Origin of the sequence: Nocardia asteroides (assembly GCF_900637185.1) — a bacterium.
Lineage (GTDB): Bacteria > Actinomycetota > Actinomycetes > Mycobacteriales > Mycobacteriaceae > Nocardia > Nocardia asteroides.
Genome location: NZ_LR134352.1, coordinates 3386794 through 3405678 on the forward strand (window position 1 = coordinate 3386794; position 18885 = coordinate 3405678).

General features: G+C 71.4%; 14 protein-coding genes. 8 read left to right on the forward strand and 6 right to left on the reverse strand.

What is annotated here, in order from left to right; translation table 11 throughout:
- The first annotated feature begins 2 nt into the window (after positions 1-2).
- The 4 genes from EL493_RS15875 to EL493_RS15890 are packed head-to-tail and all read left to right on the forward strand — an operon-like array spanning position 3 to position 6648.
- Positions 3-1814, forward strand: coding sequence for a peroxidase family protein (locus EL493_RS15875; protein WP_019050362.1), 1812 nt, complete (start codon positions 3-5; stop codon positions 1812-1814).
- A complete protein-coding gene (locus tag EL493_RS15880; protein ID WP_022565730.1) occupies positions 1811-2905 on the forward strand; it encodes a catalase family protein in 1095 nt (364 codons plus the stop codon). Before EL493_RS15875 ends, EL493_RS15880 begins: the two co-directional genes overlap by 4 nt.
- Positions 2906-2958: 53 nt before the next feature.
- Entirely contained in the window at positions 2959-5541 is a 2583-nt protein-coding gene (locus EL493_RS15885) for a helix-turn-helix transcriptional regulator (protein ID WP_019050364.1), read from the forward strand.
- A gap of 12 nt (positions 5542-5553) precedes the next feature.
- Positions 5554-6648: a PQQ-dependent sugar dehydrogenase gene (locus tag EL493_RS15890; protein WP_019050365.1), complete on the forward strand. Its 1095-nt coding sequence runs from the start codon at positions 5554-5556 to the stop codon at positions 6646-6648.
- Positions 6649-6791: 143 nt separating this feature from the next.
- Here the strand turns inward: EL493_RS15890 and EL493_RS15895 are convergent, their stop codons facing one another.
- Positions 6792-7115 carry a thioredoxin family protein gene (locus tag EL493_RS15895; protein ID WP_019050366.1) on the reverse strand — a complete coding sequence of 108 codons (324 nt, stop codon included), beginning with the start codon at positions 7113-7115 and terminating at the stop codon, positions 6792-6794.
- A gap of 254 nt (positions 7116-7369) precedes the next feature.
- Here EL493_RS15895 and EL493_RS15900 point away from each other — a divergent pair, with 254 nt between their 5' ends.
- The 3 genes from EL493_RS15900 (at position 7370) to EL493_RS15910 (ending at position 14993) form a co-directional block, all read left to right on the forward strand.
- On the forward strand, positions 7370-8032 hold the full coding sequence (locus EL493_RS15900; RefSeq protein WP_019050367.1) for a hypothetical protein: 663 nt from the start codon (positions 7370-7372) through the stop codon (positions 8030-8032).
- A gap of 165 nt (positions 8033-8197) precedes the next feature.
- Positions 8198-13660 carry an ATP-binding protein gene (locus EL493_RS15905; RefSeq protein WP_019050368.1) on the forward strand — a complete coding sequence of 1821 codons (5463 nt, stop codon included), beginning with the start codon at positions 8198-8200 and terminating at the stop codon, positions 13658-13660.
- A 196-nt stretch (positions 13661-13856) separates the two neighbouring features.
- Positions 13857-14993: an LLM class flavin-dependent oxidoreductase gene (locus tag EL493_RS15910; RefSeq protein WP_022565728.1), complete on the forward strand. Its 1137-nt coding sequence runs from the start codon at positions 13857-13859 to the stop codon at positions 14991-14993.
- Positions 14994-15003: 10 nt separating this feature from the next.
- Here the strand turns inward: EL493_RS15910 and EL493_RS15915 are convergent, their stop codons facing one another.
- The 4 genes from EL493_RS15915 to EL493_RS15930 all read right to left on the reverse strand — a co-directional run bounded on the left by EL493_RS15915 (position 15004) and on the right by EL493_RS15930 (position 17464).
- A complete protein-coding gene (locus tag EL493_RS15915) occupies positions 15004-15336 on the reverse strand; it encodes a hypothetical protein (RefSeq protein ID WP_019050370.1) in 333 nt (110 codons plus the stop codon).
- Between the two features lie 45 nt (positions 15337-15381).
- The gene (locus EL493_RS15920; protein ID WP_030203129.1) at positions 15382-16125 is read right to left on the reverse strand and encodes a metallophosphoesterase family protein; all 744 of its coding nucleotides are present in this window, start codon (positions 16123-16125) and stop codon (positions 15382-15384) included.
- A gap of 8 nt (positions 16126-16133) precedes the next feature.
- Positions 16134-16955 carry a nucleotidyltransferase family protein gene (locus EL493_RS15925; protein ID WP_019050372.1) on the reverse strand — a complete coding sequence of 274 codons (822 nt, stop codon included), beginning with the start codon at positions 16953-16955 and terminating at the stop codon, positions 16134-16136.
- Positions 16956-17050: 95 nt separating this feature from the next.
- Positions 17051-17464 (reverse strand): low affinity iron permease family protein, encoded by a 414-nt coding sequence (locus EL493_RS15930; RefSeq protein WP_022565727.1) that lies wholly within the window; start codon positions 17462-17464, stop codon positions 17051-17053.
- Between the two features lie 115 nt (positions 17465-17579).
- Between EL493_RS15930 and EL493_RS15935 the strand changes: the two genes are divergently transcribed.
- Positions 17580-18269 (forward strand): PAS and ANTAR domain-containing protein, encoded by a 690-nt coding sequence (locus EL493_RS15935; protein ID WP_019050374.1) that lies wholly within the window; start codon positions 17580-17582, stop codon positions 18267-18269.
- Here EL493_RS15935 and EL493_RS15940 read toward each other — a convergent pair.
- Entirely contained in the window at positions 18254-18865 is a 612-nt protein-coding gene (locus EL493_RS15940; protein ID WP_019050375.1) for a flavodoxin family protein, read from the reverse strand. The two genes, EL493_RS15935 and EL493_RS15940, sit on opposite strands and share 16 nt — an antisense overlap.
- Positions 18866-18885: the final 20 nt, after the last annotated feature.

The following is an 18885-nucleotide window of genomic DNA, read 5'->3' on the forward strand; positions in this document are numbered from 1 at the left end:
CGATGGTCGAGGCACACCCGAGTCCGTCCCCGTCGTCACCGCACCGGTCACCGGTCGCCCGCCTCGCGGTCGCCGCCGCCGAGGCCCTGGACCGGCGCTTCGGCTGGTTCCGCCTACCGACCCCGCTCGGCCTGGCCGTGCTGGTCGGTCTGCGCAGCCGGTTGCGCGCGGAGAATCTCTTCGACACCGGACGACATCCGGGCGAGCCGCTCCCGCCGGACGAGACCGGCGCGCACCGGGCCGCCCGCACCGTCGACGGGTCCTACAACAGCCTCGACGATCCGCGCACCGGCTCGGTCGGCTGCCGCTTCGGCCGCAATGTCGCCCTCGCGGGCACCTTCCCCGAGGACGCCGACCGGATCATGACGCCCAACCCGCGCCTGATCAGCAGCGTACTGCTCGCGCGCGACCGGTTCGTGCCCGCCACGACGCTGAATCTGCTGGCCGCGGCCTGGATCCAGTTCGAGGTGCACGACTGGTTCAGCCACGGCAAGACCGAGACCGCACCGTTCCGGGTGACCCTGGACGCGCGCGACCCGTGGCCGGAACGGCCGATGACGATCCCGCGCACCGCCACCGTCCCCGGTGCGGCGCCCGGCGATCCGCCGACCTATGTCACCGAGGACTCGCACTGGTGGGACGCCTCCCAGATCTACGGCAGCACACCGGAATTCGCGGCGGCGCTGCGGTCGGGCAAGAACGGTGAACTCGTCGTCGACGAACTGGGCCTGCCGCCGCTGGACGCGGAGAGCCTGCTGGCGCTCTCGGACGCGGCCGCCAACGCCTGGGTCGGGCTGGCGCTGCTGCACTCGCTGTTCCTGCGCGAGCACAACGCGATCTGCCGCCGCCTCGCGCGCCGCTACCCCGACCTCGACGACCAGCAGCTCTACGACACCGCCCGGCTGATCAACGCGGCGCTGATCGCGAAGATCCACACCGTCGACTGGACCCCGGGCATCATCGCGCACCCCACCACCGTCGCGGCCATGCGCGCCAACTGGTTCGGCGTGCTCGGCGAGCGGATCGCGCGCCGCTTCGGCAGACTCGTCGACAACGAGGTGCTGTGCGGCATCCCGGGGTCGGCCACCGACGACAGCGGCGTGCCGTACTCGCTGACCGAGGAGTTCGTCTCGGTCTACCGGATGCACCCGCTCGTCCCCGACACCCTCGTCGTACGCAGCCTCGCCGACGACCGGGTGCTGGCCGAGCATCCCTTTCCCGACCTGGGCGTCGTGCACATCCGGGAGCGGCTCGCCGAGACGCCCATGGACACCCTGTTCTACTCCTTCGGGCGGGCTCACCCCGGCGCGCTGACGCTGCACAACTACCCGCGTCATCTGCAAGAGCTGGACCGCCCCGGACACCCGCTGCTCGACCTCGCCACCGTCGACATCCTGCGGGTCAGGGAGCGGGGCGTGCCGCGCTACAACGACTTCCGGCGTCAGCTCCGGCTGCCTCCGGTGACCTCCTTCGAGCAGCTGACCGACAATCCGGACTGGGCCGGGGAACTGGCGCGCATCTACGGCGACGTCGACGCCGTCGACCTGATGATCGGCCTCTACGCCGAACCCAAACCACCGGGATTCGGCTTCAGCGACACCGCGTTCCGCGTGTTCGTGCTGATGGCCTCGCGCCGCCTGTCGGCCGACCGGTTCTTCACCACCGACTTCCGCCCCGAGATCTACACCGAAGCGGGCATGGCCTGGGTGCGGGACAACTCCATGCGCAGCGTGCTGCTGCGCCACTTCCCGACGCTGGCGCCCGCGCTGCGCGGCGTCGCGAACCCGTTCGCGCCGTGGAGGGCACCGCGATGACATACCTGCGTTTCCGTGAGGACCTGGAACAGCCGCGCCCCGACGAGGAGCGCGACATCGACAAGATCATCGCGGTCCTGCGCGACAACAACGAACGCGCCTACCGCAAATACAAGCGCGGACTGCGCGACGCGCACGCCAAGAGCCACGGCATCCTGCGCGGCGAACTGACCGTGCCCGCGGGCCTGCCCGCCGAACTGGCCCAGGGCATGTTCGCCACCCCGAAGACGTATCCGATCATCGCCCGGCTGTCGAGCACGTCCGGGGTGATCCGCAGCGACCAGCTGCGCGGTGTGCGCGGACTCGGCATCAAGGTACTGGGGGTGGAGGGGCCGCGGGCGCTGCCCGACGACGACGCCACCACCCAGGACTTCATCATGGTCACCCACCGCGAGTTCCTGTTCGCCGACGCGCACGCCTACCTCACCCGCGGCATGCCCACGGCCTGGGTGCTGGCCCGGCTGCCCGACCCGGTGCTGCAGGCGGGCAGCGACCTCGTGGCGGCCGTGGACAAGCACGTGCTGCGCCGGATCGGCAAGCAGGTGCCGGACAACCTGGGCGTCTTCGTCGCGCCCAACACCCACATCCTCGGTGAGACCTTCTACAGTTCGGCGCCGTTGCGGCACGGCGACTACGTCGCCAAGCTGCTCTACGCGCCGGTGTCGCCGGAAGTGGTTGCGCTGCAGGGTCAGCCGGTGAGCCCGGACGCGGGGGTGAACGCGCACCAGGATCTGGTCGTCGACTTCTTCGCCGCGCACAGCGCCACCTACGAGCTGCGCGCCCAGCTGTGCACCGACAGCGGCACCATGCCGATCGAGGACGCGACGGTGCCCTGGCCGGAACCGGAATCCGCGCACGTCACCATCGCGACCATCCGGTTCGACATCCAGGACCCCTACACCCCGCAACGCCGCGCCTACGGTGACGACGTGCTCTCGTTCAACTCCTGGCGGGGACTGGACGCGCATCGCCCGCTCGGCTCGATCAACCGGCTCAAGAAGCGGGTGTACGAGGCGTCGAGCAACTACCGGCACGACGTGAACAACGCGCCGCGGCTGGAACCACGGGACGCGACCGAACTGCCATCATGACCACCGCTCAGGTTCGTTGTGAGGGAGGCGGGCGGGAACTAGAATTTTGGTGCATGGGCGAACTGTGGCGACTGCTGGATCGCCCCGTCGAATACGACGCCGTCCGTGCCGCTTTGACGAACGGTGGCGCCGGTGGTGTCGTGCTCGTCGGCGCCGCCGGAATCGGTAAGACCACCCTGGCGCGGCTGGTCGGCTCGCAGCTGCCCGCGCCGGTGCGCTGGGTGGCCTGTACCGCGTCGTCCCAGGCGATTCCGCTGGGCGCGTTCGCCCCCTGGATCGCCGCCTCGGCCTCCCGTGACCCGCTCGCCCTGCTGCATTCGGCGCGGGAGAACATGCTCGACCGGCCCGGCACCGTGATCGGCGTCGACGACGCCCATCTGCTCGACACCCTGTCCGCGACCCTGGTGCACCAGATCGCCGTCGACCGCAGCGCCCGCATCGTGGCCACGGTCCGGAGCGGGGAACCGGTTCCCGACGCGATCACCTCACTGTGGAAGGACGGGTTCCTCGAACGGGTCGAACTGGAACCGCTGACCAAGCGCCAGTGCGTCGCCCTCGTCGAGACCGTCCTCGGCGGCACGCTCGAGGGACTCAGCGCCGATGTGATGTGGGAGTCCTCCGGCGGCAATCCGCTGTTCCTGCGCAACATGGTCGAGGGCGCCGTGGAGGCGCGCACGCTCACCGACGTGCACGGGGTGTGGCAGCTGCGCGGGCCCACCGCGGTGCCGTCGGGGCTGGTCGATCTGCTCGACGAGCGCCTCGCCAGGGCGGGCGAGCCGGTGCTGTCCGCGCTGCGGATGCTGGCCGTCTACGAACCGCTCGACATCGACATCCTCACCGAGCTGGTGGGCGTCGAGGCCGTCGACGCCGCCGAGCTCACCGGCCTGATCCGGGTGTGCAGGCACGGACCCGCCGTCGACGTGCGATTCAGTCATCCGCTGCTGGGCGAGGTGATCCGCCGACGGGCAGGCACCGCGGCGGCCCGCAAGCGGCGTGGCCGCATCGTCGAGACCCTGCGCGATCGCAGCCTCGACACCCCGGCGGACCGGATCCGGTTGGCGCAGCTGTGCGTCGACAGCGACCAGCCGATCGACATCGTGCTGCTGATCAACGCCGCCAAGGACGCCGTCGCCCTGGCGAACCTGCCGCTCGGTGAACGGCTCGCGCGCGCGGCCTGCGAGCGCTGCGGTGGCCTGCGGGCGGCCGAACTGCTCGCGCGGGCGCTGCTGTGGCAGGGCAGACCGCAGGAGGCCGACGAGATCCTGGCCCGGTTCGATCCGGACCGCCTCGACCAGTTGCAGCTGGTGCAGTGGGGGCTGTTGCGCGCGTCGCTGCAGTTCTGGTCGCTCGGTGACGTGGCGCGCGGCCATGAACTCATCGACCTGCTGGTGGCCCGGGTGCAGCATCCGGCGGCCCGGCTGACCGTCGACGCCTTCCGGGCGGCCATGGCGGTGCACGAGAACCGGCTCGACGTCGGGGTCGCGGAGTCCGAGCGGGTGATCGCCGACCCGAACTCGCCCCGCCAGGCCGTCGACTTCGCGGCGTTCGCGCTCGGGCTCGCGCTGCCCTACGTCGGCCGCGGCGCCGAGGTCGGCGCCATCGCGGCCCGGATCAGGGCCGAACAGAAATCCACCGACGGCATCGTCCGGGTGATGGTGCGCTACGGGGACGTGCTGGCGCTGACGATGATCGGTGAGCTCGACCAGGCCGAACAGCGCGCCTCGGAGTACCGGGAGTTCTCCTCGGCCGGGCAGTTCGTCGGCTGGGCGATCGCCCGCATCGCGATCGGGGTGGTGGCGACCTGTCGCGGCCGCTTCCGGGCTGCGATCGCCGCCTTCGAGCAAGCGCTGGCCGCCCTCAACGCCGAGAACACGCTGCCCTGGCAGCTGCCCGCCCGGCTGGTCCTGGCACGTGCGTACGCGGCCCTGGGTGAGGCGGACCAGGCCGAACGGGTGCTCGCCGATGCCGAGGAGCACAGCGGGCCCTACATGGCGCTGCACGAGCCACAGCGGCTCATCGCGCGCGCCTGGGTGGCCGCCGCCGAACACAGTCAGCACGCCGCCATCGACCTGGCGCGCAAGGCCGCCGACCTCGCGCACCGCACCGGCCAGTTCGCGCAGGAGGCCGAGGCGCTGCACCACGCGACCCGCTTCGGCGACCGCACGCTGGCGCCCCGGCTCGCGGCCGTCGCCACCCGCCTGCAGGGGCCCGCCGCGGCGATCTACGCCCGGCACGCCGCGGCGCTGGCGCACTCCGACACCGCCGCGCTGGCCGCCGTCAGCGTGGAATTCGAGAACCTGGGCATGCTGCTGGCCGCCGCCGACGCCGCCGCCCAGGCGGTCCCGATCTTCGATCACGCCGGCCGGCGCAGGCCCAGCGCGGAGGCGGCGGCCCGCGCGGTGGCGCTGGCGGCCCGCTGCGACGGGGCCGGCTCGCCGGCGATCACGGCGGCCGCCCGCCCGCTGCCCATCACCGAACGGGAACGGGAGATCGCCGCGCTCATCGGGCGCGGGCTGTCCAACCGGGCCATCGCCGAGCGGCTGTGCGTCTCGGTGCGGACCGTGGAGGGCCACATCTACCGGGCCTGCATCAAACTCGACGCCTCCGATCGCGATCAGCTGTCCAAACTGATCTGACACGATGGGGGCATGCCGACGTCCCGTACCCGGCTGGGTGCGCTGCTGATCGCCCTCGCGGCGAGCGTGGCGACCGCGTGCGCGCGCGAGGAGGGACCGCGGCCGCCGATCGCGACGTCCACCGCGGCGAGCAGCCCGGCAGGCCTGCCCGATCTGGGCGCGCCCGAGGAGATCGCGCGCGGCCTCGACGTCCCCTGGGGACTGGCCTTCCTGCCCGACGGCACGGCCCTGGTGGCCGAGCGGGATTCGGGCCGCATCCTGCGGGTCGCGGCGGGGCGCGCACCGGAGCCGTTCGCGGAGGTGCCCGGGGTCGCCGCGCGCGGTGAGGGCGGACTGCTCGGCCTCGCCGTCGCCGCGGACCACGCCGAGAACCCGTGGGTCTACGCGTATCACACCGCGGCCGAGGACAACCGGATCGTCCGGGTGCGGCCGGGGGAACCGGCCCAGGTCGTGTTCGCCGGCATCGCGAAGGCGGGCAACCACAACGGTGGCCGGATCGCGTTCGGACCCGACGGGATGCTCTACGCCGGCACCGGCGACGCGGGGGACACCGCGCGCTCCCAGGACCCCGCGAGTCCCAACGGCAAGATCCTGCGCCTCACCCCCGACGGCGCGCCCGCGCCGGGCAATCCGGTCCCCGGATCCCCGGTGTTCAGCCTCGGCCACCGTAATGTGCAGGGCCTCGCATGGGACGGCACGGGCCGGTTGTTCGCCGCCGAGTTCGGCCAGAACCGGTGGGACGAGGTCAATCTCGTCGAGCCGGGGCGCAACTACGGGTGGCCCGTCGTCGAGGGAGCCGGGGGCGCGGAGCGGGGTTATGCCGACCCGCTGCTCACCTGGTCCACCGCCGAAGCCTCGCCGTCGGGTCTGGCCATCTCGGGCGACACGCTGTATCTGGCCGCACTGCGCGGCGAAAGACTGTGGACGGCAACGCTGTCCGAGGGTCACGCGTCGAATCCGGTAGCGTTCCTGGACAATTCGTACGGGCGATTGCGGACCGTGGCCGTGGCGCCGGACGGCGCGCTCTGGCTGACCACCTCGAACACCGACGGCCGCGGCGACATCCGCGACGGCGACGACCGCATCCTGCGATTCCCGGCGCGCTGATCGTCGCGGTGGCCGCTTCGCGGGCGGCGGCTCGCCCGGTGCCCGCGGACGGCGGGCCCGGCGCCGTAGCCATCCGTTCGGAACCGGAGCGCTGACCCGCACCCCCGGGCCGGTCGGCGCACGGTCGGCCCAGGGGTGTCGGCTCAGTACGCGCCGGACAGTTCGTCCAGCAGACGCCGCTTGGATCGCGCGCCGACGAGCGTCCGCACCGGCGCGCCGTCGCGGAACAGCATCAGCGTCGGCATCGACAGCACCGCGTAGTCGGCGGTGGTCCGGGGATTGGCGTCCACATCGAGCCGCACGATCCGCAGGCCGGTCTCCGCGCGCGCGATGTCGTCGAGCACCGGCTCGATCATCTTGCACGGCGGGCACCACGTGGCCGTGAACTCCACGAGCACCGGCCCTTCCGCGGCGAGTACCGCCGTCGCGAACGTCGCATCGCTCACCGCGCCGACAACCTCGCTCATGCTCTCTCCCTTCGTCACCGGGGCAGTCCCGCCCCTGTCACCGGCACGCTAGGGATTGACGCCGAGGTCAAGGCAAGCCCCGAGCCATCGGCCTGTCCGGAATGCCACGGCCGTGAATCCGCGCTGTCGCCGTGCGCCTCGGCCCGGAGGCGAGTAGTTCACTACGCTCGGCCCGCGCCGCCTCGCCCGGCGAGACTGGGCACAGCCGCCGGTTACGGCGGACATCCAGCTCGGGACGAGGATCGGCGAGGCCGATGACGGACACAGCGACGACAACGCCACACGACGACGCGAGCGAAGACAGCCCCCGGTCGACGGCAGACCTCGAACGCGAGGTCAGGACGGCCACCCGCAACGGCCGGTACGCGCTGATCGCGGCCCTGTGCGCGGCGGTCATCTCCAGCGGGGTCTCGGCCGGATCGGCCATCTACGTGAGTCAGCATCAGCTCGACCGCACGCAGCGGGTCGAAGCCGTCCAGATGCTGCGCGACAACAGGCAGGCGGCCTACACCGAACTCGTGGCCGCGCTGACCGCCTACGTCTATGGTCTCGGCGCGCTGATCGGGGAACTGAACCAGTCGATTCCCGACGTGGAGGAGATCCGCGCGCAGGTGGCCGATTTGTTCGGGGAGCGATGGATGCGCTTCGGGCGGGCGATGACCGGGGCGGAGCTGGTCGGCACGGAAGAGCTCGCGGGGGCGATCGACGAATTCGGCGGAACCGTCACGAAGTTCCTCACCGATCATCTGCAGCCGTTCGTCCGGCGGAATCTCGCTGAACCCGGCACGAGCGTGGACGATCTGCGGCGCGACGGCCCGTCGCTGGTCACCGCGGTCGAACAGATGGCCGCCGAGGCCGAGGACTTCACGCACACCATCGTCGAACAAGGCCGCAGGGACCTCGGGATCGGCCCGTGACTACTCCACCTTCCCCGGCGCGAGCGGGCGAAATTCTCCTATACGTGCCGGTAACCCTCTGACGCTGTTCCCATATAACCAAGACAGGTGCAGACTGCCCTGGAACCGGAGTTCGAATTCGTATCCGTCCGGGCCACGTCCTTGGTAATGGAAAGGAGTCGGCGAGTGTTCAGCCGCATCGCCATCGTCAACAGGGGAGAGGCCGCCATGCGGCTCATCCACGCCGTTCGTGATCTGGCAGCCGCGACCGGGCTACCGATCGAGACGGTCGCCCTGTACACCGATGTCGACCGAAACGCCACGTTCGTGCGGGCGGCCGATATCGCCTACGACCTCGGTCCGGCATCGGCGCGCCCCTACCTCGACCTGAAGGTGCTCGAGCAGGCTCTGGTCGCGACCAAGGCCGACGCGGCCTGGGTCGGCTGGGGCTTCGTCGCCGAGGACCCCGCGTTCGCCGAACTGTGCGAGCACATCGGTGTCACCTTCATCGGCCCGAGCGCCGACGCCATGCGCAAGCTCGGCGACAAGATCGGCGCCAAGCTGCTCGCCGAGGAAGTCGGCGTGCCCGTCGCGCCGTGGAGCCGCGGCGCGGTCGACACCGTCGAGGACGCCATCACCGCCGCGACCGAGATCGGCTACCCGCTGATGCTCAAGGCGACCGCCGGTGGCGGCGGCCGCGGTATCCGCGTGATCACCAACGAGGCCGAACTGGTCGACGCCTACGAGCGCACCCGCCAGGAAGCCGCCCGCGCCTTCGGCAGCGGCGTCGTGTTCCTGGAGCGCCTGGTCACCGGCGCCCGGCACGTCGAAGTGCAGGTCATCGCCGACGGCCAGGGCACCGCGTGGGCGCTGGGCGTGCGCGACTGCTCGGTGCAGCGCCGCAACCAGAAGGTCATCGAGGAGTCGGCCTCGCCGGTGCTCAGCGCCGAGCAGACCGCCGACCTGAAGGCCTCGGCCGAGCGGCTCGCGGTGGCGGTCGGCTACTGTGGCGCGGCCACGGTCGAGTTCCTGTACCACCCGGGCGAGCAGCTGTTCGCCTTCCTCGAGGTGAACACCCGGCTGCAGGTGGAGCACCCGATCACCGAGACCACCACCGGTTTCGACCTCGTGCACGCGCAGCTGTCGGTGGCCTCCGGGCACAAGCTCACCGGTGAGCCGCCGGTCGAGCGCGGCCACGCCATCGAGGCCCGGCTCAACGCCGAGGACCCCGACCGCGACTTCGCGCCCGCCGCCGGCCGCATCGTGCGCCTCGACCTGCCCGCGGGCCCCGGCATCCGCGTGGACACCGGCGTCAGCGAGGGCGACACCATCCCCGCCGACTTCGACTCGATGATCGCCAAGATCATCGCCTACGGCCGTGACCGCAACGAGGCGCTGGGCCGCCTGCGCCGGGCCATGGCGCAGACCCGCGTCGTGATCGAGGGCGGCGCCACCAACAAGAGCTTCGTGCTCGACCTGCTCGACCAGCCCGAGGTCATCGACGCCAGCGCCGACACCGGCTGGATCGACCGGGTGCGCGGCGAAGGCCGCCTGGTCACCCACCAGCACTCCGCCGTCGCGCTCGCCGCGGCCGCGATCGACGCCTACGAAGAGGACGAGCGCGCCGAGCAGTACCGGCTGCTGTCCACCGCCTCCGGCGGCCGCCCGCAGGTGCAGCACGAGAGCGGGCGACCGCTCGACCTCAAGCTGCGCGGCGCGAGCTACCGCGTCCGGGTGGCTCGCATCGGCGCGCACCGGTTCCGCGTCGGCATCGAGGCCGCGGGTGAGCTGACCACCGCCGACGTCGACCTCGAGCGGTTCGACAGCCACACCGGCCAGCTCGTCGTCAACGGCATCAGGTACCGGCTGATCACCGGCACCCACGGCCCCACCCACCTCGTCGACGTCGACGGCGTGACCCACCGGATCAGCCGCGACGAGGGCGGCGTCGTCCGTTCGCCCGCGCCCGCGCTGGTGGTCGGCACCCCGCTCGAGGTCGGTGCCGAGGTCGAGGCCGGTGCCGCGGTGCTGGTGCTGGAGTCGATGAAGATGGAGACGGTGCTGCGCGCGCCGTTCCGCGCCCGGCTCAAGGAATGCTCGGTCTCGGTCGGCACCCAGGTCGAGACCGGCGCGCCGCTGCTGCGCCTGGAACCGATCGCCGAGGACGACGACGCGGCCGAGACCGAGACCGCGAGCACCGTCGAACTGGACCTGCCCGGCGCGCCCGCCGGCCTGCAGCCGCACCAGCGGCTCGAGCGTGGCCTGCAGGATCTGCGCAGCCTGCTGCTCGGCTTCGACGTCGACCCGCACGACGACCGACGCGTCCTCGACGACTACCTCGCGGCCCGCCGCGACTCGGTCGCCGCCGACCACCGGCCGCTGGCCGAGGAACTGGAACTGATCCAGGTCTTCGCCGACCTCGCCGAGCTGAGCCACAACCGCCCGGCCGACGACGAGCCCGGCCAGGGCCACGTGCACAGCGCCCGCGAGTACTTCCACACCTACCTGCAGAGCCTGGACGTGGAGCGGGCCGGACTGCCGGAGTCCTACCAGGCCAAGCTGTCCCAGGCGCTGGGCCACTACGGCGTCACCGAGCTGGACCGCACGCCGGAACTGGAAGCCGCGGTCTTCCGCGTCTTCCTCGCCCAGCAGCGCCCGGCCGACACCGTCGAGGTCGTCACCACGCTGCTGCGCGAATGGCTGCGCGAGCCGATGCCCGACCAGGTGCTGCGCGAGCCCGTCGGCTTGGCGCTGGAGCGTCTGGTCGCGGCCACCCAGGTGCGTTTCCCGGTCATCGCCGACCTCACTCGCGGCCTGGTCTACGGCTGGTACGGCCAGCCGCTGCTGCGCCGCAACCGCGCCCGCGTCTACACCAACGTCCGCAAGCACCTCACCTACCTGGACGCGAACCCGGCCGCCGCCGACCGCGCCGACCGCGTCGCCGACATGGTGCGCAGCACCGAACCGCTGGTGCGGCTGCTCGGACAGCGGCTCGACCGCGGCAAGCCCGACCACTCGGTCCTGCTCGAGGTCCTGACCCGCCGCTACTACGGCAACAAGGGCCTCACCGGCGTGCACACCGAGCAGGTCGGCGGCACCAGCTTCGTGGTCGCCGAGCGCGACGGCGCCAGCCTGGTCTCGGCCGCGGTGAGTTTCGACCAGCTCGACACCGTGCTGCGCGGCCTCGCCGAACTGGCGGCGGGCGCCGTCTCGATCGACGCCGACATCTATCTCGGCTGGGAAGCCCAGCCGGAGGACTCCGACGCCATGGCCGCGGCGCTGCAGGAGGTCCTGGGCGGGCTGGTGCTGCCCCAGCAGGTGCACCGGATCACGGCCACCGTGGCGGGCAGCAACGGCGCGGTCATGCACCACCACTTCACCTTCCGCCCGTCGGCCACCGGCATGGCCGAGGAGCGGCTGATCCGCGGCCTGCACCCCTACATCGCGCAGCGGATGCAGATGGAGCGGCTGCACAAGTTCGACCTCACCCGCCTGCCGTCCTCGGACGACGAGGTCTACCTGTTCCGCTGCGTCGCCAAGGGCAACCCCTCCGACGACCGCCTCATCGCCTTCGCCCAGGTCCGCGACCTGGCGGCACTGCGCGATCAGGACGGCAGGCTCGTCGCGCTGCCCACCGCGGAGAGCGCCATCGCCACCTGCGTCGACTCGATCCGCCGGGCCCAGTCGCGGCGCCCGTCGGCCAAGCGGCTCAACACCAACCGCATCGTGATGTACATCTGGCCGCCGATGGATGTCACCAGCGAGGAACTCGCCACCATCGGCGGGCACGTGCTGCCCACCGCGGCCGGCGCCGGGCTGGAGGAGATCCTGCTCATCGCGCGGCAGCGTGACCAGCGCACCGGGGAACTCACCAAGGTGGGCGTCCGGATCGCCTTCGGCGCCACCGGCGGCTCCGACGTGACCGTCGGCGAGCTCACCGACGAGCCGGTCGAGCCGCTCGACGAGTACCGGCAGAAGGTGCTGCGCGCCGCGGGCCGCAACACCGTCTACCCGTACGAGCTCACCGGCATGCTGGGCGATTTCGCCGAGTACGACCTCGACGCCGAGCACACCCTGGTCCCGGTCGACCGGCCCAAGGGCCGCAACACCGCGGCCATCGTGGCCGGTGTGGTGTCCACCCCCACCGCGCAGTATCCCGAGGGTGTCACCCGCGTGCTGCTGCTCGGCGACCCGACCAAGTCGCTGGGCGCGCTGTCGGAGCCGGAGTGCCGTCGCGTGATCGCCGCGCTCGACCTGGCCCAGCGCCTGCAGGTGCCGCTGGAGTGGTACGCGCTGTCCTCGGGCGCGCGGATCTCGATGGAGTCGGGCACCGAGAACATGGACTGGGTGGCGGCCGCGCTCAAGCGGATCGTCGAATTCACCCAGGACGGCGGCGAGATCAACATCGTCGTGGCTGGCATCAACGTCGGCGCCCAGCCGTACTGGAACGCCGAGGCCACCATGCTCATGCACACCAAGGGCGTGCTGGTGATGACCCCGGAGTCGGCGATGGTGCTCACCGGCAAGCAGTCGCTGGACTTCTCCGGCGGCGTGTCGGCCGAGGACAACTTCGGCATCGGCGGCTACGACCGCGTGATGGGCCCCAACGGCCAGGCGCAGTACTGGGCGCCGAACCTGCCCGCCGCGCGCGACGTGCTGATGGCGCACTACGACCACACCTACGTCGCCCCCGGCGAACAGGCGCCGCGCCGGTCGCGGACCGTCGACCCGGTCGACCGCGACATCTCCTCGTTCCCGCATGTGCTGGCCGACAGCACCTTCGCCACCGTCGGGGAGATCTTCTCCGCGTCGGCGAACCCGGATCGCAAGAAGCCCTTCGACATCCGCACGGTGATGCGGGCGCTGGCCGACCAGGACCACCCGGTGCTGGAGCGCTGGGCGGGCATGGCCGACGCCGAGACCGCGGTCGTGCAGGACGCGCACCTGGGCGGCATCCCGGTGTGCCTGCTCGGCATCGAGTCGCGCAGTGTGCCGCGTCGGGGCTTCCCGGCCACCGACGGTCCCGACACCTACACCGCGGGCACCTTGTTCCCGCGGTCGTCGAAGAAGGCGGCGCGGGCCATCAACGCGGCCAGCGGCAACCGTCCGCTGGTGGTGCTGGCGAACCTGTCCGGGTTCGACGGTTCGCCGGAGTCGATGCGCAAGCTGCAGCTCGAGTACGGCGCCGAGATCGGCCGTGCCATCGTCAACTTCGAGGGCCCGATCGTGTTCACCGTGATCTCGCGGTACCACGGCGGCGCGTTCGTGGTGTTCTCGAAGGCGCTGAACCCGAACATGACCGTGCTCGCGCTCGAGGGCTCGTTCGCCTCGGTGCTCGGTGGCGCGCCCGCCGCCGCGGTGGTCTTCGCCGGCGAGGTCAACTCCCGGACCGCGGCCGACCCGCGCGTGCGTGACCTGGAGACCCAGGCCGCGAACGCGGTCGGCACCGACCGCGCGACCCTCACCGCTGAACTCGACGAGGTCCGTTCGTCGGTGCGCGCGGAGAAGCTGGGCGATGTGGCCGCGGAGTTCGACCGCGTGCACAACATCCAGCGCGCCGTCGAGGTCGGTTCGGTGGACGCCATCGTCAGCGTCACCGACCTGCGCCCGCGCATCATCTCGGCCATCGAGACGGGCCTGACCACGTAGTTCCGCCCGGCACCCGACCGCCCACCCCGGTATTCCGGGGTGGGCGGTCGCGTCGGTGCCCCTGGCTTTCGCCGGTGATCGGGAGGACACTGCTCGGGGAGGCATTCCTGCTCGGTCCGGCCGGAGAAGGGTGCGCGATGACCGAACGGCAGACGATCACCCCGGGCGCGGCGCGGTGAGGCGCACGCGCGGCGGCATGCGGGCCGGGATCGCCGACCCGAGCCTGCGCAGCCGGGGGATACCGGACTTCACGCAGCGCAACGCGCGCGTCCTCGCGGCCATGACCGGCGCCGATTCACTGTGGACCGTCGACCATCTGATCGGCCTGTTCCCGGCCTCGATCTGGCGGCCCGCGCACCTCGGCGGGGCCAGGGTCGTTCCGCATGCCGACGCCTATTTCGAACCGTGGACGATGCTCGGCTACGCCGCGGCCAAGAACCGATGGCGCGGGCTCCGCTTGGGCGTGGGTGTCACCGACACCGGCCGCAGGCATCCGGCGGTCACCGCGCAGGCCGCCGCGACCCTGCACCTGCTCACCCGGGGGCGCGCGATTCTCGGGATCGGGCCGGGCGAACGGGAGAACAACGCGCCCTACGGTGTCGACTGGCAGCGCCCGGTGGCGCGATTCGAAGAGGCGATCGCGACGATCCGGGCACTGTGGGATTCGCACGGCGAGCCGATCTCCCGCGATTCGGAGTTCTTCCCGCTGCGGGACGCGGTGTTCGCGCTGCCGCCGTATCGAGGAACCCGGCCGGAGCTGTGGATGGGCGCGCACGGCCCGCGGATGCTGCGGATCACCGGCCGCTACGCCGACGCGTGGATGCCCGCCTTCACGACCACCCCGGCCGACTACCGCGCCAAACTCGACACCATCCGAGGCGTCGCCGCCGACGCCGGGCGCGACCCGGCGTCGGTACGCGCGGCCGCCTGGCTGTTCGTGGTCACCGCCCGCACGCCCGCGATCGTCGAGGAGATCCTCGACTCGGCGGCGGTTCGCGCCTACGCCCTGACGGCCTCGGCGCAGACCTGGGCGAAGCACGGCGTCGAGCATCCGATGGGGCCGGCGTTCACGGGCGCGCAGGACATCCTGCCGCAGACCATCGACGAGGCCACCGCGCTGGCCCACGGGCGACGCGCGCCCCTTGGCCTGCTGCGCGACTACCTCCTGGCGGGTACTCCCGCCGAGGTGCTCGACCAGCTCGCCGAGCGCCGCGACCACGGCCTCAGCTATCCGGTGCTGGTCGATCTCGGCGGTTGCCATCCCCGGCTGAGCACGGGGATGCGCACGTCGGCTTCCTTCGCGGCGGTGGTGCGCGGCGTGCGCAAGCTGTGAAGGCGCGCGCTCAGTCCTTGCCGAGCGCGTGCGCGAGCTGCTTCTTGTTCATCTTCGAGCGGCCCTCGATATTGCGATCCTTGGCCTCTTCGTAGAGCTGGTCGCGGGTCAGGCCACGCGGTCCCTTGCGGTGCGCGCGCTGACCGCCGCGCTTACCCGAGGACATGTCCGTCCGGGACAGCTTGCTCGAGGTCTTCGACTCGCCCTTGCGGGCCCGTTCCTTGTTGACGGTGCGCGCGGCGATCTCCTCGGCCCTGTCCTCGCCGACGCCGCGTTCCTCCTGCGACTCCTTGATGTGCTTGTACTGCCGTTCGCGCTTGTCGCTCCACGCCTGCTGCGGCATGACCGATACCTCCTCGTCTCGGATCGGGTCTCGTTCTCCGGGCGTTTACCCGGTCGCGGCACCCGGAAACACCAGGTCCCGCGGCGCGAGATCGTAGACGGCGTACTCCGTGCCGATCACCGGCTGCGCCACATTGCGCACCCGGATCCCGCCCGGGGTGGTGCCGCGTTCGGTGCCCGCGTGCGCGTGCCCGTGGATCGCCAGGTCGGCGCCGCACGCGTCGATCGCCTCGCCCAGCAGGTAGGACCCGAGGAACGGATAGATCTCGGGTGGCTCGCCGTGCAGGGTGTCCGACACCGGCGAGTAGTGCGTCAGCGCGACCGTCACGTCGGTGCGCAGTTCGCTCAGCGCCGTCCGCAACCGGTCGGCCAGCTCGACGGAGTGCTCGGCGAACTCGCGCATCTGCGGTTCGCCGAAGGCGCTCGCGCACTTGCCGGCGAAGCCGCCGCCGAAGCCCTTGGTGCCGGCGATGCCCAGGGTCCGGTCGCCGATGGTGAAGGCGACGGCCGAGCCTTCCAGCACGGTGATGCCGTGTTCGGTGAGCAGCTCGGTCATCTTCTCGGCCTGGTCGCTGTGATAGTCGTGGTTGCCGAGCACGGCGACGACCGGGACGTCCAGCTCGCCGAATTCCGCGGCGACGGTCTTGGCCTCGTCCATGGTGCCGACGCGGGTGAGGTCACCGGCCAGCAGCAGTACGTCCGCGTGCTCGGCCAGATCGGCGAGCTGCGGGCGCAGCCTGCCCCGGCAGTCGGCGCTCAGATGCACGTCTCCGACGGCGGCGATCCGCATGGTGGTCATCACCTCAGCACTTCCGGGGTCGTGGGCGCGCCCGGCCGGTTGACCCGGACGTCGTTGTGCACCCGCAGCGACCCGACCCGTTCCCGCAGCACCGTTTCCAGCGCCTCCCTGCTCTGTTCGTCGCCGACCTCGCCGGTCAGCACCAGCACCTCGCCGCGCAGGGTCACGTGCACGCCCATCGTCGCGGTGCGCGGATCCTCGGCGAACGCGCGGCGCAGATTCGCGACGAGATATTGCGGCGGTTCGTGCGGCGCGGGCACGGCCGCGGCGAGCGGTTCGTGGATGCCGAGGTCGGCGACCAGGCTCAGGAACGCCCGGGCGTACGGGGATCCGGCGCACTCGCGGCGCACCTGCGCCCAGTCGACCTGCTCGCGCAGCGCTCTGGCCGCGGCCAGCAGCGCGGTGAGGTCGAGGCGATGCGCGTCGAGCACCATCAGCTTGTCGACCATCAGGTCGGTGCCGGTCAGGACCGGCGCGACCGCCGGGCCGACGCGCATCACCTCGGCGCGCGCCAGCAGGGCGTCGTCGACGGTGCGGTGGTTGGTGCGGAAGATGATGTCGACGAGGATGTCGCCGTGGTAGGCCTTGGTCAGCCAGTTCTCCACCGGGTCGGCGGCCCGGAGCCCGGCGCCCACCAGTGCCGTCCTGGCCGCCGCCGCGTCCTCCGGGCGCACGAAGACGTCGACGTCGTGATCGGACTCGGGCCCGCCGCGGGCCCAGACCGCGCAACCACCACCCACCGCGAACCGGACCCCCTTGTCGTGCAAGGTGTTGACCACCAACGTCAGGGTGTGCAGCAGCTGGTCGATGCCGGCGCTCATCGCGGACCACCTTTCGCCGAAGCGTGCGATCACGTGGGCGCCGAAGCGGCCACATGATCGCACTACCCCCGCCCGAAACGCTCAATCACGGGCGGTCAGCCGCTGCCTTCGCGGTCCTCGAGGCCGACCGCGTCGGCGAGTTCGGTCCGCTCGTCGTCCAGGCCCGGATAGTCGGCGGCGAGCTTGGTCATCAGTCCGTGCAGGCCTTCGGCGATGGCGTTGAGCTTCTGCTGCAGCGCCTCGTCGGAGCGGGCCTGGGTGTTCTGCAGCAGGGCGACCAGCAGGAAGGTGACGATCGTGGTCGCGGTGTTGATCACCAGCTGCCAGGTGTCGACGCTGGGGAACAGGAACACCGACGGCGCCCACAGCAGCACCATGGCCAGGCAGGCGGCGAAGAACCACGCCTTGGACGCGAAGGCGCTGGCCGCCGTGGCGAAGCGGTCGAACAGGGAGATCCGGCTCGTGATGTCGGACGGCATCGTCGCGCCGTGCGTAGTGCGACCGGCCATGATGACCACCTGCTTTCCGGCGGATCGGCGAGGACTCTGGTATTCCGGCCATAGCCGTTCCGCGCGGTTTCAACCAGGCGCGTGGCCGTCACCGCGGCGGTGAATAATCATGGGCATGACCGAACAGAACGACACGTCGACCGCCGGGCGTGCGCTGGTCGGGCAGGTGATCGGTATGGGCGACACCCTCGCGGTCGGCCGGTTCCGCTACCTGTTCGCGACGCACCGCTGGGAATGGTCCGACGAAGTCGCGGCCATGCACGGCTATCCGCCCGGCACGGTGCCGACCACCGCCATGTTGCTGTCGCACAAGCATCCCGACGACCGGGACCGGGTCGCCGAGGTGCTCACCTCGATGGACCACGGCGCCACCTTCTCCAGCCATCACCGGATCATCGACACCGCGGGCCGCCTGCGTGACGTGCTCGTCGTCTCCGAGCACATCACGGACGCGGACGGGACGGTGATCGGCACCGAGGGCTACTACATCGACGTGTCCGGGACCGCCGCCGAATACCGGCGCGAGGCCATCGACGCCGCCTTGCCCACCCTGCTCGAGGCGCGGGTGGTGATCGAGCAGGCCAAGGGCGCGCTGATGGTCGCCTACGCGATCGACGCCGACCAGGCGTTCCGGGTGCTGCGCTGGCGCTCCCAGGAGACCAACGTCAAACTACGGACGATCGCCGAACGGGTGGTGGGCGCCCTGCCCACGGTCGGCGGCGCCGACGTGGGCCTGCGCACCCGCCTCGACCACGTCCTGCTCACCGCGCACGAGGACCCGCCCGCCGATCACGGCACCGGATAGTTCTGCGCGCGCAGCAGATTCGCGAGATGGGCGGCATTGGCCGCCATCGTCGCGGTCGCCGCGCGGACCGCGTCCGGTGTCTCGGGGAGGTCGTTGTAGTCGACGCCGCCCATCGCCTCCCCGTTCCAGTAGGTGCAACCCTGGGCGGGGATGGTGAAACCGATGTCGTCGAAGGCTTGGAAGGTGTCGGCGGCGATCTTGTGCGCGCCGTCCTCGTTGCCGACGATGGCGGCGATGCCGACCTTGCCGAACAGGGCGGGCCTGCCCGCGCTGTCGGTGGTGGACAGTTCGGCGTCGAGCCGTTCGAGAACGCGTTGCGCGACCGAGGACAGGTGACCCATCCAGGTGGGGGTCGCGAGCAGCACGATGTCGGCGTCGAGGACGCTGCGCCGGATGTCGGGCCACTGGTCGCCGTCGCCCTCGTCGACACTCACCCCCGGTCTGATGTCGAAGTCGGCGATCCGCACCGAGCGGCCGTCCACGTCGTGGGTGGCCAGCTCGGCGAGCACCTGATCGGCGATCAGCGCACTGCTCGACGCGGCGGGGGATGCTTTCAGCGAGCAGACCAGGGCGAGCGCGTGCAGCCGTGTGGCCATGGGGAATTCCTTTCGGGAGG

What these genes read in the sequence shown, in the direction of transcription:
- EL493_RS15940 (WP_019050375.1), bottom strand. Translation starts at nt 18,865, where the DNA reads ATGGCCACACGGCTGCACGCGCTCGCCCTGGTCTGCTCGCTGAAAGCA.
- EL493_RS15895 (WP_019050366.1), bottom strand. Translation starts at nt 7,115, where the DNA reads ATGAGCGAGGTTGTCGGCGCGGTGAGCGATGCGACGTTCGCGACGGCG.
- EL493_RS15885 (WP_019050364.1), top strand. Translation starts at nt 2,959, where the DNA reads ATGGGCGAACTGTGGCGACTGCTGGATCGCCCCGTCGAATACGACGCC.
- EL493_RS15915 (WP_019050370.1), bottom strand. Translation starts at nt 15,336, where the DNA reads ATGCCGCAGCAGGCGTGGAGCGACAAGCGCGAACGGCAGTACAAGCAC.
- EL493_RS15875 (WP_019050362.1), top strand. Translation starts at nt 3, where the DNA reads ATGGTCGAGGCACACCCGAGTCCGTCCCCGTCGTCACCGCACCGGTCA.
- EL493_RS15920 (WP_030203129.1), bottom strand. Translation starts at nt 16,125, where the DNA reads ATGCGGATCGCCGCCGTCGGAGACGTGCATCTGAGCGCCGACTGCCGG.
- EL493_RS15880 (WP_022565730.1), top strand. Translation starts at nt 1,811, where the DNA reads ATGACATACCTGCGTTTCCGTGAGGACCTGGAACAGCCGCGCCCCGAC.
- EL493_RS15930 (WP_022565727.1), bottom strand. Translation starts at nt 17,464, where the DNA reads ATGGCCGGTCGCACTACGCACGGCGCGACGATGCCGTCCGACATCACG.
- EL493_RS15925 (WP_019050372.1), bottom strand. Translation starts at nt 16,955, where the DNA reads ATGAGCGCCGGCATCGACCAGCTGCTGCACACCCTGACGTTGGTGGTC.
- EL493_RS15890 (WP_019050365.1), top strand. Translation starts at nt 5,554, where the DNA reads ATGCCGACGTCCCGTACCCGGCTGGGTGCGCTGCTGATCGCCCTCGCG.
- EL493_RS15900 (WP_019050367.1), top strand. Translation starts at nt 7,370, where the DNA reads ATGACGGACACAGCGACGACAACGCCACACGACGACGCGAGCGAAGAC.
- EL493_RS15935 (WP_019050374.1), top strand. Translation starts at nt 17,580, where the DNA reads ATGACCGAACAGAACGACACGTCGACCGCCGGGCGTGCGCTGGTCGGG.
- EL493_RS15910 (WP_022565728.1), top strand. Translation starts at nt 13,857, where the DNA reads ATGCGGGCCGGGATCGCCGACCCGAGCCTGCGCAGCCGGGGGATACCG.